We start from the raw sequence: 14,842 nt of genomic DNA, 5'->3' as shown, positions 1-14,842 counted from the left end.
TCTTCCTTGTCTCACCTTCGCCAGAATCTCATTGTCAAAAACCTACACCTGTGAGGAGATGGGGAGAGGGGGAGAGGGGGAGACTTCGGAGACTTCGGAGACGGGGGGAGTAGGGAGCTTCTGAGTATGTTATAGCAGTACCCAGGAGTCAGGAGACAGGAGACAGGAGTAAGAGGCTTGCTACGTCTAGGTTTCACGATTTTAGAATGTCCTAACTAATGTGAGTACTGCTATACATAGAAACAATAAAACCTAACCCCTAACCCCGTTACACCTAAATTTGTTGTTTTGTAAATATAATTACTCTGGCAATTAATTCAGGGTTAAAATAAGAATAGAAAAGCTTAAATATCGTTTCTAAATAGTAAGAAACCACTGAAAATGTCTTGATAGGATAAGGGATATAAAGTCAAGGCATTGTAAAAAAACTTAATAAAATATCGTAACAAAAAAGCGAAGGAGCAGCAACAAATCATGGTAAATACTATTAGTAGTGAAGCAACTGCGAGCAAAACAAAAGACAACGCTTTTATACTCTGGTTTGAAGACGTAGGATTAGAAGATATCTCCTTGGTAGGTGGTAAAAACGCTTCCCTAGGGGAAATGATCAGACAATTAATCACCAAAGGAATTAACGTACCGACAGGGTTTGCTACTACAGCTTATGCTTATCGCTATTTTATCAAAAAAGCAGGACTAGAAAAACAATTACGTCAACTCTTCTCTGATTTAGATATCGAAGACGTAAATAATCTCAGGGAACGTGGTAAACAAGCGCGATCGATGATGCTCAATACACCTTTCCCTAAAGAATTACAAGCGGCGATCGCTACGGCTTATTTTAACCTCTGCAGACGTTATGGGGAAGAACCAAAAATCAGTCCAGGATTAACCGCAGAAGAAAAAATCTACTGTCAACAACTTAGTTATAATACAGATGTAGCAGTAAGATCCAGCGCTACAGCAGAAGACTTACCAGATGCTAGCTTCGCAGGGCAACAAGAAACCTATCTCAACGTACACGGAGTTAGTAACGTTATTGAATCCTGTCATAAATGTTTTGCCTCAATCTTCACAGACAGGGCGATTTCTTACCGCACTAGTAAAGGTTTTGACCATTTTGAAGTAGCTCTTTCTGTAGGTGTGCAAAAAATGGTACGCTCAGATTTAGCTAGTTCAGGGGTAATGTTCTCTATCGACACGGAAACAGGATTTAATAACACCGTCTTTATCACCGCAGCCTATGGTTTAGGAGAGACAGTGGTTCAAGGTGCAGTTAATCCCGATGAATTTTTTGTCTTTAAACCCACCCTTAATCAAGGTTATCGCCCTATCCTCAAAAAACGTCTAGGTGGTAAAGAAATCAAAATGATTTATGACCTAGGTGGAGGTAAACAAACTAAAAACGTACCTGTATCCGTCTCAGAACGAGATAAATACGCGATCAATGATGAAGAAGTACTGCAACTAGCTAAATGGGCTTGTATCATTGAAGATCATTATTCCCAAATTCGCGGTGTTTACAGCCCGATGGATATTGAATGGGCTAAAGATGGTGAAACTAACCAATTATTTATCGTCCAAGCCCGTCCAGAAACAGTACAATCTCGTAAATCTAGTACCGTACTGAAAAACTACCAATTAAAAGAAACTAGCCCAATTCTAGTCACAGGTAGAGCAGTAGGAGAAATGATTGGTCAGGGTAAAGCTCGTGTTATCCTCGATGTAGATAAAATCGGCGAATTCCAAGCAGGAGAAGTACTCGTTACTAATAAAACTGACCCCGATTGGGAACCGATCATGAAAAAAGCTAGCGCGATCGTCACTAATCAAGGGGGAAGAACTTGTCACGCGGCGATTATCGCTCGGGAAATGGGAATACCCGCGATCGTTGGTTGTAACAACGCCACAGGAGTACTAAATACAGGGGATGAGATTACTATTTCCTGCGCTGAAGGTGAGGAAGGTAAAGTCTATGAAGGTTTATTATCCTTTGAAATCCTCGAAACCGCTGTAGATAACCTACCACGTACCCGTACTCAAATTTTAATGAACGTAGGTAATCCCGAAGAAGCTTTTAGTCTTGCTTCTATTCCCTGTGATGGAGTAGGTTTAGCTCGCTTAGAGTTTATCATCGCTAACCATATTCGGGTTCACCCCCTAGCTTTAGTACATTTTGACCAACTTGAGGATAAACTAGCTAAACAAGAAATAGAAAAGATAACTACTGGTTATCCAGTGAAAACCGATTTCTTTATCGATAAATTAGCTCAAGGTGTAGGCGCGATCGCCGCTGCTTTCTATCCCAAACCCGTCGTAGTGAGAATGTCTGACTTCAAGAGTAACGAATACGCTAATCTTTTAGGTGGTAAACAATTTGAACCCACAGAAGAAAACCCCATGATTGGTTGGCGTGGTGCATCACGTTATTACGATAAACAATATCGAGAAGCCTATGGGTTAGAATGTCTTGCTCTCAAACGTGTGCGCGATGAGATGGGTTTAACCAACGTTATCCCGATGATTCCTTTCTGTCGTACTCCTGAAGAAGGACGAAAAGTACTAGCAGAAATGGCTAAACATGGCTTAAAACGCGGTGAAAATGGCTTAGAAGTCTATGTCATGTGCGAAATACCTAGCAATGTTATCCTAGCTGATGAATTTAGCCAAATCTTCGACGGTTTCTCCATTGGATCTAATGATTTAACACAACTTACCCTCGGGTTGGATCGCGATTCTGCTTTAGTTGCTGATATTTTCGATGAACGTAACGCCGCGGTTAAAACTATGATTGAAATGGTGATTACTAAAGCTAAAGCTAATCAACGTAAAATCGGTATTTGTGGTCAAGCACCTAGTGACTATCCTGAATTTGCGCGCTTCTTGGTGGAATTGGGTATTGATTCTATCAGTTTAAACCCTGATTCAGTGCTGAAAACTCTCTTAGAAATAGCCGCAGTAGAAACAAGTCAAGGTTGACTAAAAGTACCTTTTGGCTTAGGATAAGCTCAATAATGCTGTTGGGGTACATTGTTTGTGCCCCTTCAACCATTGGTCACATTATAGTTTAGAGTGAATCATTGAGTCAAATAAGCTTAGGGGCGATTTGCCTAATTTTATTAGTATCTCAGGGAATTGCTACCCTGATTCTGCTGTCTCGTCTGCTACCAGGGTTAAGGCGTCAACCTCCTCTCCAACCCCAAAATCCTACACCTGAACAGTTGGCAAAGGTGAGTATAGTAGTTCCTACTCTCAATGAAGCTGCACGTCTAAATCCCTGTTTAGAGGGGTTAACTCGCCAAAGTTACGAAGTACGAGAGATTATTTTTGTAGATAGTAATTCTCAGGACGGCACTCCCGAAAAGGTTAAACAAGCTCAACGTAAAGATCCCCGCTTCCGTTTAATTAATGATCCTCCTTTACCTACGGGTTGGATCGGTCGCCCTTGGGCTTTACATAATGGCTTTTTAGCTAGTTCTCCTAAAAGTACCTGGATTTTGGGTATTGATGCTGATACCCAACCTCAACCCGGTTTGGTAGCTAGTTTAATTACTACTGCTGAAAGAGAAGGTTATGACTTGATTACTCTGGCTCCTCAATTTGTCCTAGAATATCCCTTAGAATGGTGGTTACAACCCGCTTTGTTGGTAACTCTACTCTATCGTGCTTTTAGCCCTGGAGGCGGTGAAACCATTCCTGAGCGCATTATGGCTAATGGACAATGTTTTTTCTGTCGTCGTTCAGTTTTAGAGGCTGTAGGGGGTTACCAAAGCGCTGCTAGTTCTTTTTGTGATGATGTTACTCTAGCTCGTTATATTGCCGCCGCTGGTTATCGCGTGGGCTTCGCTGACGGCTCTAATTTAATTAAGGTGAGAATGTATCAGGGTTTCCAGGAAACTTGGCAAGAATGGGGGCGATCGCTTGATCTCAAGGATGCTTGCTCTCCCCAATCTCTTTGGTCTGATCTTTGGCTTTTAGCTAATGTTCAAGCTCTACCTATTCCTATTTTAATCTTTTGTGCCATTTTATTGAGTTATGGGTTGAGTTTTCCCACTCTGATGGCTCTTTTTGCGCTTAACCTGTTTTTAATTATTTTACGCTTAGTAATTACTATTTCTATTACCAAATCTTATGCTAATCTTTCTTGGTGGTTTTGGCTCTCTCCTCTAGCTGATTGCTTAGCTTGGTGGCGAATTTTTCTCTCTGCTCGTCAAATTCCTCGCCAATGGCGTGGGAGAGTTTATGGATAATTGTTCCCACTTCCTAACCCGCTTCCTTCAGTCTGACAACTTTACGAGCATCCATAGTTAAATTGGGGCGCTTTAGTCCCCAACTTAATTTATTCAAAAGAAGGACGACGGCTATTGCGACGACTTTCACCACTATTACTGCGATTTTCCCGAGGTTTAGCCTTATTAACCCTCATTTCTCTACCCATCCATTCTGCCCCATCAAGGGTTTCAATAGCTTTTTCTTCTTCTTCGTCAGTTTCCATTTCTACAAAACCAAAACCTCGCATTTTACCAGTTTCAGGATCTGTAGGTAAATAGACTCTTTTTACTGTACCATAATCTTGAAAGACGTCTTTAAGATCTTCCTGAGTGACGTCATAGGATAAGTTTCCAACGTAGATTGACATATTCAGTCTCCAAACTCTAAAAAATAACCGTCAAGATTCTAGAGGTCGGAAACAAGCCTGTGGGAATAAATAAAACAAACACTGCAACCGATTCTATATATCTTTTAACAATTAAGCTAACACAATGTATTAGCTTTTGAAACAAAAATTAACAAAAGTTTTGAAAATTCAGAGTTTACGCAACCAAAGATAATGACGAGTACTCTGACTCAAAGGTGTTGTTAATTCTTGTATTGTTTCGATTTTACCAGATAAACTAGTTAAAGTTTTGAGTAATTCATTATTTTCCTCTTCGGACCAAAAACCGCGATAAAGAATAGCTTGACCTCCAGTTTTAAGTAGAGGTAAAGTATATTCTGTACAGACAGTAGCTGAGCCTACAGCCCTGATTAAAGCCAAATCATAAAAATTTTGATATTGTTTGTCTTTGGCTAACTCTTCAGCGCGAGAGGCGATCGCCGTTACATTAGTTAAACTCAAATGTTGAGAGAGGTTATTCAGGAAATTAACTTTTTTGCGGGTAGAATCGAGTAAAGCAACTTGCCAATCGGGAAAAGCGATGGCGATAGGGATACCAGGAAAACCTGCACCTGTACCAATATCGATAACTTGTAAAGGTTGAACAGTTGGGAAAGAAGGAGAGATTACCCCTGCTAAAGAATCCCAGAGGTGTTTTTCCCAGAAATCCCGAGGACTAGTAATTCGTGTCAAATTAAATTGACGATTACCCTCTAAAATCCCTTCATAAAGTTGTTGAAACTTTTGTTTTTGATAGGGAGTAGGTAACCAACCCAAAGTTTGCTCCCAAATTAAATCGAGTTCAGGTAATTTATCCATTAGTTACTATTGAAACTTGAGTTAACACGCCTTGTTTAATTTCCCAACATTGATCAGCGATCGCCAAAAAATCATTAACATCATGACTAACTACTAATAGAGTCCAATGTTGTTTTAACTTAGCCAACAACTTAGTCAACTGTCGTCGCATTGACCAATCTAAACCCGCTGTAGGCTCATCGAGTAAGAGAATATTGGGTTGACGAATCAATTGTACAGCTAAAGAGAGACGTCGTTGTTGTCCACCACTGAGAGAATGGGGGGAAGTTTCCCAAGAGAGATGATCCAGACTGACCTCTGTAAGTACTTGAGCGATTTGTTCTCTACGTATTTCAGGATGACCTAGACGCAATTCTTCAAAGATAGTGCTACCACAGAAATGACGTTCAGGAAATTGAAAAACAATACCGCTAAGTTGTTGCAACTCAGTTGAGTTTAACTCTTGAGTGCGCCAGAAAATTTGACCTTTACTCTTAGTAGCCAAACCCGCTAGTATTTCTAAAAGTGTGGTTTTACCCGAACCACTAGCACCGACAATCAAGCCTAGTTGTTGGGGGGCTAATTCTAGACTGACATTGTTCAGAATAGGAGTAGGACTAGCCACAGGATGATAAGATATATTCTTTAAATAAAGCATTACTAAGAAGTTAAGATATATTTTCCCCTAATTTGATGATATTATAATTAATAATATATGAAGACAAATTTAACTAAACTTGACTTTAATCAACCTTGTTAGATTTACTACAAAACGTACAAGAAATTATCAGACGTTGGTGGTCTGAATTTACCCTTCAGACTAAACTCATGGCGGCTGCAACACTCGTTGTCTCTCTAGTTATGAGTGGATTGACCTTTTGGGCTGTTAATAGTATTCAACAAGACGCTCGTCTCAATGATACTCGTTTTGGGAGAGATTTGGGGTTATTACTCTCAGCCAATGTAGCCCCTTTGATTGCAGAAGACAACTTAACAGAGGTAGCGAGATTTTCCAGTCGCTTTTTTGGAAGTACATCTAGTGTGCGTTACATTCTCTACGCTGATCAACAGGGGAGGATTTTCTATGGTATTCCTTTTTCTGATCAAGAAGTCAGGAATTCATTAAGAATCGAAAGAAGAATTCAATTACCCCCTAATTACGAGGAACATTCCGATTTTCCCTTAGTGCGTCAACATTTAACCCCTAATGGTCAAATTACTGATGTTTTTGTCCCCTTAAATCACGAAGGAAGATACTTAGGGGTGTTAGCTATTGGTATTAATCCTAATCCCAAAATGGTTATCTCTTCTAATTTAACCCGAGATGTAACTATTGCTGTATTTATTTCCATTTGGGCTATGGTTATTTTGGGTGCTGTTTTCAACGCTTTAACCATTACCAAACCTATTAAAGAGTTATTAGTAGGGGTTAAAAATATTACCGCGGGTAATTTCAAACAAAGGATTAATCTACCCCTGGGAGGGGAATTAGGAGAATTAATCATTAGTTTTAACGAAATGGCGGAGAAATTAGAGAGTTACGAAGAACAAAATATCGAAGAATTAACCGCAGAAAAAGCTAAATTAGAAACCTTAGTAGGGACGATCGCCGATGGAGCTGTTTTAATCGATACTAATCTCAATATGATTTTAGTCAATGATACAGCTAGACAAATTTTTGGTTGGGATAATCTGAATTTAATTGGTAAAAACGTCATCAACTTTCTTCCTGAAGAATTAACCAATCAGTTACAAGATACCTTAGATAAAATAGCCTCTGACACCATCACTCATACCCAACCAGAAGCGACAGATATAGCAACAGTTACCCCTACGAGTGGCGAGTTTCGCATTACCCTGAATCATCCTCATAAAAGAAGTTTACGAGTGTTATTAACCCAAGTTTTAGATCAATATCGGGAAGTTACTAAAGGGGTAGCAATGACGGTGCAAGATATTACTAAAGAAGTAGAACTCAACGAAGCAAAAAGTCAATTTATTAGTAATGTTTCCCACGAGTTAAGAACACCTTTATTTAATATAAAATCCTTTATTGAGACTTTATTTGAATATGGGGAAGATTTAACAGAAAATCAGCGTCGAGAGTTTTTAGAAACGGCGAATCATGAAACGGATCGTTTAAGTCGTTTAGTGAATGATGTGTTAGATTTATCCCGTTTAGAATCTTCTAAAATTTATCAATTTGACGCGATCGATTTAGGACAGTTGATTGAACAAACTCTGAGAACTTATCAACTCAACGCTAAAGATAAAGGAATTAATTTAACCCAAGAAATAGAACCACAATTACTCTGTGTTTGGGGTAACTATGACTTGTTATTACAAGTATTGACTAATTTAGTGGGGAATGCTTTAAAATTTACTAAATCTGGTGGTCAAGTAACTATACGCGCTTATCGAGTGCAAACTGTAGAAAAACCCCTAGTGAGAGTGGAGGTTTCTGATACTGGTATTGGTATAGATCAAGAGGATCAAGAGGCAATATTTGATCGCTTTTTCCGTGTAGAAAATCGTGTTCATACTTTAGAGGGAACGGGTTTAGGTCTTTCCATTGTCAGAAATATTATTGATAAACATAACACGACGATTCATTTAATTAGTGAAGTAGGCGTTGGTACAACTTTTTGGTTTGATTTAGTTGGTTATCAACAATATACTACCGTGAAAACTGAAGTAGAAGAATGTACAGAAGCTAAAATTTAAGATGATGTTCGCTAATTCCCGTTTTATCTCAGAAGAAGAATATCTTTTGCAAGAGTCTATCAGTCAAGTTAAACACGAATATAGACAAGGTATAATTTATGCTATGGCGGGAGCAAGTAATAATCATGTACTGATTGCTTTGAATATAGCTAGTTTACTTAAAAATCATCTTCGGGGTACGGGTTGTCGCACTTATATATCTGATACTAAAGTCAAAATAGAATCTCTCAATACATATTATTATCCAGATGTAATAGTTAGTTGTGATGAGAGCGATCGCAGTTTAGCTAATTTTTTACTTTATCCTTGTTTAATCATAGAAATATTATCAGAAACAACAGAAGCTTTTGACAGAGGAGATAAATTCGCCGATTATCGTCAGCTAGAATCTTTGCAAGAATATGTCTTAATCAGTCAAAAACAACCTTGTCTGGAATCTTTTCGGAGAAACTCCCAAAATCAATGGTTATTATCGGTTTATGGTAGTGGAGACAGAGTAAGATTAGAGACAGTTAAATTTGATTGTTTATTAAACGATATTTATGAAGACATCCAATTTTAAATTATGAAACCTTCTCTTCCTTACCAACCATTAATCTTAAGAATTTTACATGGTCTAAACGGTATATTTGTTATTCTAGCTATTATTACTGCTTTTTGGACTTATGACACTTATGATGGGCGATGGGGTAGAATTAATCTACCTAAGTACGAAGCTATTGAGGGTATTCATGGTACTTTTGGATTATGGGCTTTATTAGTTTTTCCTCTATTAGTTATCTATGTTTTTCGACGGGGTCATAAAAAGTTAATTCAATCTGATTTTGTCCCTAAAATTAGTCATAAAATTGGTCAGCCTCTTTGGTGGTACACCTTACATCGTTTAGTTAATACTTCAATAATTTTTGCTCTTAGTTTTGCCTTGTTTTCAGGTAAAATGATGTCTGAAAAATGGCTACCTCAAGGAGAATTAAATCATTTTTGGTATTATGCCCATTTACTCTCTTGGTTAATTATGGTATTGTTTATTTTGCTTCATTTGCTCATGATTGTTAAAATAGGTTCAACGCCTTTATTATTATCTATAATTGATTGGCATTTTCGTCCTGTGGATAATCCTCGCCATTGGCAAATCAGAAATATATTAAGTCGAACTTCTAGTAACAATTTATTTAAGCTATTAGAGGGGATAGTCTTAATAATTATCCTAGCTGCCTGGGTTATTTCTTGGTTAAAATAAAGTTATAAATTATCTTTTTTGTGCTATAAATCAATTATAGATAACCACTAGATTAACTTTCGTGACTGTAACTCCTATTACACCTGTTACCCCTATATTTGCTAGACATGAAACCTTCCACACTCGTTACGGATGGTTAAAAAAAGGATTTGACTTAGCTAGTGAAGATTCCAGCATTTTTAACGCTGATAATGCACCCCTACGGTTAGGAGTAGGTAAAAATATGGTTAGATCCATCCGTTATTGGTGTCACGCTTTTAAAGTTCTCGAAAATGATCAACCCACCCCATTTGGTAACCAATTACTCAGTGATCAAGGTTATGATCCCTATTTAGAAAATCCTGCTTCTTTATGGTTACTCCACTGGTATTTATTAAAACCAACTTGTCAAGCTGCTGCTTGGTATTATACCTTTAATTTATTTCGAGGAGGAGAATTTTACGAACAAGACTTAACACAAGGTTTAAAGTCATATCAAGAGAATTTAGGCAAAATAACCGCAGATTCATCCCTAAATAAAGATATTTCCTGCATTTTGCGGATGTATGTTCAACAAACTTCAAGCAAAGGATTAATTGAGGATTCCATTGATTGTCCTTTTAGTCAACTAGGGTTGATTCATACCGCGGGAGAAGCAAAGCGTTATACTTTCCGTATTGGTGCAAAAACCACTTTACCCGCAGACATTATCGTCGCTACCTGTTTAGAATATTCCAGTTTTGATCATTCTGGTGCTAAAACCTTAAATATTTCTCGGTTACTCTATGATGTCGGAAGTCCGGGAAGAGTATTTAAACTAACAGAAGAAGCATTATGTTCAGCCATTGAGAAGGTAGCTAGAGATAATCCCAAAATTACTTTATCAGATACCGCAGGCTTAATTCAACTATCCTTCCAAGCTGATGATCCTTTACAATTAGCTAAGGAGATTCTCGATCATTATTATGAGTAAGTACCTCTCTCAATACATTACTATTAACCGTCGTTATGCTCGTTCTGTCAACCTAGAACGCGATATCGATAGCTTAGAGATGCTAAAAGGGTATATTCCCACTGAAAGGGCTATAAATACCCTAAAACGCATCATTAATGGTCTGCAATCTCAGGAAGGAAACCGCGCTTGGACGATTACTAGTGTCTATGGTACAGGAAAATCAGCCTTAGCGCAATTTTTAGCATCTCTGTTAACTCAAGAGAATCATCAATTACGTAACAAAGCTTTAGAAATTGCCAAGCAGACATTAGGAGAAGCGAGTCAAGACTATCAAACCTTAGCTGAAAGTTTACCCCCAGGTGGTTATCTGCGCGCAGTAGCAACAGCAGAAAGAGAGTCAATCACTCATACCATCATTCGCGCTTTAAATAGGGGAATAGAAAGCTATTGGACAGCGGCAGAACGCCAAAACATCCCCATTATCACTAAATTAACAGATTTAACTCAAAAAATCAGCACAGGTAATCAGATTCCTAGTCAAGATGTACTCAGAGTTATTCAAGAACTCGCTAAAGCCTCAAAAGCAGGGATTTTTATAATTATTGATGAATTAGGTAAAAGTTTAGAATATGCTTCTTATAACCAAGGCGCAGAAGATTTATATTTATTACAACAAATCTCAGAATTACCCAAAGATCATGATTATCCCGTTTTTCTACTAGGAATCCTCCATCAAGCTTTTGCTGATTATAGTCAAAGATTAGCGACAATTCAGCGTAACGAATGGGCAAAAATACAAGGTCGCTTTGAAGATATCCCTTTTACTGAGTCAACTTCAGCGATGATGCGACTAATCGGACAAGGGATTGATCAAACCCAAGCTGAAGGCTTTCAATGCGCGATTCATAATACCGCCGGAGAATGGTTTAATAGCTTAAAAAATGTGCTGAAAGGAGAAGAAATAACTCAAGAAATATTATTCAAGGTTTACCCTTTACATCCTGTTTCCGCTTTAGCTTTACCTACTCTGTGTCAGCGTTTCGCCCAAAACGATCGCTCATTGTTTACATTTCTTACCAGTAGTGAACCTTTTAGTTTTAAAAACTTTCTCACTGAAACCACCATTGATCATGAACCTTTCCCTACCCTTAAACTAGATAGAGTCTATGACTATTTTATTGAAGCAGTGGGAGTAGGGTTAGCAAATCGTCCTAATTTACAGCGATGGGTAGAAATCCAAGATTTAATCACCGATTCTAAAAGTTTAGAACCTGATAGCTTACGAGTTTTAAAGGTTATTGGTATTTTAAACTTAATCACCACTACTGGTGCAAATCGGGCAACCCGTGAATTGGTAACCTTAGCCATGTGTGATAGTCCCACAGATTACCAACAACGGGAGTATTGGAGTATTGTAATTGATGATTTACTCACAAAAGGCATTATAACCCATTTTAGACAGTTAGACGAACTGAGAATCTGGCAAGGATCTGATTTTAACGTTGATAGCGCGGTTAGTACAGAAATCGCCCAAGCAAGGGGATCTTTAGTGGAATTATTAACCAGTTTACGTCCTCTTAATCCTTTAATTGCTCAACGTCATAGCTATAAAACAGGTACATTACGCTACTTTGAACGACGTTATCTAGATCATAGTCAAAACTTAAACCAGTTGCAGTTAAATAGTCCAGAAAGTGATGGTTTAATCGGTTATTGGTTGAGTGAACAAAATCCTGATCATGTTCCCGTGAATACAGCTGATGGTAAACCGTTTTTATTAGTGATTGGGGATAAGTTAGATTTACTACGCATTCGCACTCTTGAATATGCGGTTTTAAAGAAGATTCAGTCTCATTACCCTGAGTTGCAAACAGACGGAGTAGCTAGAAAAGAGGTACGCTATCGAGTCACAGAAGCAGAACAATTGCTAGATGATATCTTAACTCAAGCTTTTGATTTTTCCCTGAATCCTAACCCTAGTTGGGTACAAGGAAAACAATATACCTTCAAAGCGATCGCTGAGTTTAACTTAACTTTATCTCATGTCTGTGACCAAGTTTATCACCAAACACCCATTATCTGGAATGAGTTGATAAATCGCCGTGAATTAACCTCTCAAGGTACAAAAGCAAGAAGAGAATTAATCACAGCGATGATTGAACATCCCGAAAAGGAAAGGTTAGGTTTATCAGGTTATGGACCTGAAGTTAGTATCTATTATTCACTTTTAGCAGATACGGGTATTCATCGTCAAGTTTCGCTTAACTCTTGGGGTATCCATTCTCCGGAACCTTCATCAGGAATTAATTCATTTTGGCAAGCGATCGATGATTTTTGTACCAATGCAGTTGATAAACCCCAAACTTTAGATAAAATCTCTGATTTACTCGCACAACCTCCTTATGGTATTAAACAAGGGGCAATTCCTATTTTAATTGCAGCAGTAGTTCTTGATCATATCGATGATCTTGGCGTTTATCAAGACGGGACATTTATTCCTGTGCTAGGAGTAGAACATTTTGAGTTACTGGTAAAAGATCCTTCTCGTTTTGCGGTCAAATATTTTGAAGTTGTCGGTTTACGTTCAGCAGTTTTTAAAGAATTAGAGTCTATTTTACGTAACCCTAACCTGAAAAAAACAGGAAAATTGCGCAATGCAACCCTATTAACCGTGGTAACTCCTCTTTATCAGTTTGTTAAAAAGCTTCCTGCTTACACTAGACAAACTCAGGAATTAAGCAAGGAAGCATTAGCGGTACTCAAAGCCTTACAACAAACTATTGAACCCGATGAATTAATCTTTACTCAGCTTCCTCTTGCTTGTAATTTAGCCCCAATTGCTAGAGAAGATCATCATGATCAAGAAATTGCTAAAACTCTCCGTAGCAGATTAACTAAAGCCTTACGAGAAATTTATACCGCTTACGAAAAGTTATTAAGCAACTCTCAAAGCTTATTGTATGATGCTTTTGGGGTAGGAAGTAAGGAAACACAGTTAAGGGAAGATTTACGATTTAGAGCAAAATATTTAGCAGGAAAATGTATAGAACGTAATTTAAGAAGTTTTGTTCAAGTTGCCCTGGATGAGGATAAATCTGATAGCGAATGGTTAGAAGCTTTACTCATGGTAATAGCAGATAAACCCCCTGAATCATGGACAGATGAAAATGTAACCGCTTTTGAGATTAAGTTAGCAGATTTAGCGCGCCGATTTAAGAATATAGAAGCATTGCAAGATGAAACAAATAATTTAACCAATGTAAATGTTGGATTTAATAGTAAGCGAATCACTGTTACTAATCCTGATGGAGAAGAAATTCATCGTCTGGTTTGGGTTGATAATACGAATCGAGATACAATCGAAGAATATGTTGAGCAAATTTTAAATATCTTGCCCGATAATGAACAAATCCGCCAAGGAGTATTAGCAGGGTTAACCGAAAGGATCTTAAATAATCAGTCAGCAAAACAAGACAAAGAGTCTCAAAGGAATTGAATTTATTAAACCTAAACCCCACTCATTCCCAATCTAAATGTATGACGATATCTGTAAATTCCTGGCTAAAAACTTTAGTAGGGATTTAGCCCAATGGTTGATAGGTGAATCTATATCTCTGACAGAAATTCAACAAAGCTGAACTTAATGTAGAACCAATTCGCGCCGATAGTTTAATCTTTTTACAATCGGAAGATATTATACTCCACATTGAATTTCAAACCTCAGCTAGTGATAATATTCCCTTTCCTATGGCTGACTACTTCTTGAGGATTTATCGTCTTTTTCCACAAAAACGGATTTATCAGGTAGTAATCTATCTGCGTCAGACTAACTCGGAATTAGTCAAGAAAGATACTTTCAATTACCTGAAAATGCAACATCAGTATAATGTGATTCGTCTATGGGAAATACCAACAACAGATTTATTAAACTCCCCTGGATTACTACCTTTTGCGGTTTTATCAGGGGGAAAAAATCCTGAACAGGTATTGGAGACGGTAGCTAAAAGAATTGAAACCATAACAGATACTAGAGAAAGAAATAATTTAGCAGCATCCACAGCAATTATTGCAGGTTTGGTTTTAGATACAATGACAATAAAGAGATTATTGAAGGAAGAGATTATGAAAGAATCAGTAATTTATCAAGAAATAGAAGCGATCGGCGAAGCTAAGGGTTTACAACAAGGGTTACAACAAGGGTTACAACAAGAAGCGGCTAACCTAATTCTCAAATTACTAAAAAAACGTCTAGGGGAAATTTCTGAAGAGTTAACCACACAAATTAATAGTCTTAGTGTAGAAAAATTAGAAAGTCTCGGAGAAGCTTTGTTAGATTTTAACACTCAAGAGGATTTAGTTGATTGGTTGAAGCAAAATTAATCAGCCCAAAAAAACTTGGTCTTCTGAGGTTAACTTAGATCTTGTATCTGAAGGCAAAAGTTGCTGGTTGAGGTAGGGTGTCGGGGATTTTTTTCAGTATTTATACTTA

General features: G+C 37.8%; 10 protein-coding genes and 1 pseudogene. 8 read left to right on the top strand and 3 right to left on the bottom strand.

Going from position 1 to position 14,842, the window contains the following annotated elements:
- The first annotated feature begins 474 nt into the window (after positions 1-474).
- Together EA365_10440 and EA365_10435 are read left to right on the top strand one after the other, a co-directional pair.
- Positions 475-2,979 carry a phosphoenolpyruvate synthase gene (locus EA365_10440; GenBank protein TVQ44386.1) on the top strand — a complete coding sequence of 835 codons (2,505 nt, stop codon included), beginning with the start codon at positions 475-477 and terminating at the stop codon, positions 2,977-2,979.
- 101 nt (positions 2,980-3,080) lie between these two features.
- Positions 3,081-4,250: a glycosyltransferase gene (locus tag EA365_10435; GenBank protein ID TVQ44385.1), complete on the top strand. Its 1,170-nt coding sequence runs from the start codon at positions 3,081-3,083 to the stop codon at positions 4,248-4,250.
- 89 nt (positions 4,251-4,339) lie between these two features.
- On the opposite strand, the gene EA365_10430 is transcribed toward EA365_10435, so the two are convergent.
- From EA365_10430 to EA365_10420, 3 genes are all read right to left on the bottom strand, one after another.
- Positions 4,340-4,639, bottom strand: coding sequence for an RNA-binding protein (locus EA365_10430; GenBank protein ID TVQ44384.1), 300 nt, complete (start codon positions 4,637-4,639; stop codon positions 4,340-4,342).
- A 168-nt stretch (positions 4,640-4,807) separates the two neighbouring features.
- Positions 4,808-5,476 (bottom strand): 16S rRNA (guanine(527)-N(7))-methyltransferase RsmG, encoded by a 669-nt coding sequence (rsmG, locus tag EA365_10425; protein ID TVQ44383.1) that lies wholly within the window; start codon positions 5,474-5,476, stop codon positions 4,808-4,810.
- Positions 5,469-6,113 (bottom strand): ABC transporter ATP-binding protein, encoded by a 645-nt coding sequence (locus EA365_10420; GenBank protein TVQ44382.1) that lies wholly within the window; start codon positions 6,111-6,113, stop codon positions 5,469-5,471. Before EA365_10420 ends, rsmG begins: the two co-directional genes overlap by 8 nt.
- A 170-nt stretch (positions 6,114-6,283) precedes the next feature.
- Here EA365_10420 and EA365_10415 point away from each other — a divergent pair, with 170 nt between their 5' ends.
- The 6 genes and pseudogenes from EA365_10415 to EA365_10390 all read left to right on the top strand — a co-directional run bounded on the left by EA365_10415 (position 6,284) and on the right by EA365_10390 (position 14,733).
- Positions 6,284-8,179, top strand: a complete 1,896-nt coding sequence (locus tag EA365_10415; GenBank protein TVQ44389.1) for a PAS domain S-box protein — start codon at positions 6,284-6,286, stop codon at positions 8,177-8,179.
- Between the two features lie 4 nt (positions 8,180-8,183).
- A complete protein-coding gene (locus EA365_10410) occupies positions 8,184-8,741 on the top strand; it encodes a Uma2 family endonuclease (GenBank protein TVQ44388.1) in 558 nt (185 codons plus the stop codon).
- A 3-nt stretch (positions 8,742-8,744) separates the two neighbouring features.
- A complete protein-coding gene (locus EA365_10405; protein TVQ44381.1) occupies positions 8,745-9,419 on the top strand; it encodes a cytochrome b/b6 domain-containing protein in 675 nt (224 codons plus the stop codon).
- Between the two features lie 40 nt (positions 9,420-9,459).
- Positions 9,460-10,371 (top strand): DUF4007 family protein, encoded by a 912-nt coding sequence (locus EA365_10400; GenBank protein ID TVQ44380.1) that lies wholly within the window; start codon positions 9,460-9,462, stop codon positions 10,369-10,371.
- Positions 10,364-13,849, top strand: a complete 3,486-nt coding sequence (locus EA365_10395) for a hypothetical protein (GenBank protein TVQ44379.1) — start codon at positions 10,364-10,366, stop codon at positions 13,847-13,849. The genes EA365_10400 and EA365_10395 overlap by 8 nt, the downstream gene beginning before the upstream one ends.
- Positions 13,850-13,886: 37 nt before the next feature.
- Positions 13,887-14,733: pseudogene (locus EA365_10390) on the top strand (Rpn family recombination-promoting nuclease/putative transposase).
- Positions 14,734-14,842 lie beyond the last annotated feature (109 nt).

This window comes from Gloeocapsa sp. DLM2.Bin57, assembly GCA_007693955.1.
Lineage (GTDB): Bacteria > Cyanobacteriota > Cyanobacteriia > Cyanobacteriales > Gloeocapsaceae > Gloeocapsa.
Note: the sequence above shows the minus strand (reverse complement) of the source record. Positions and strands in the feature narration are given on the sequence as shown.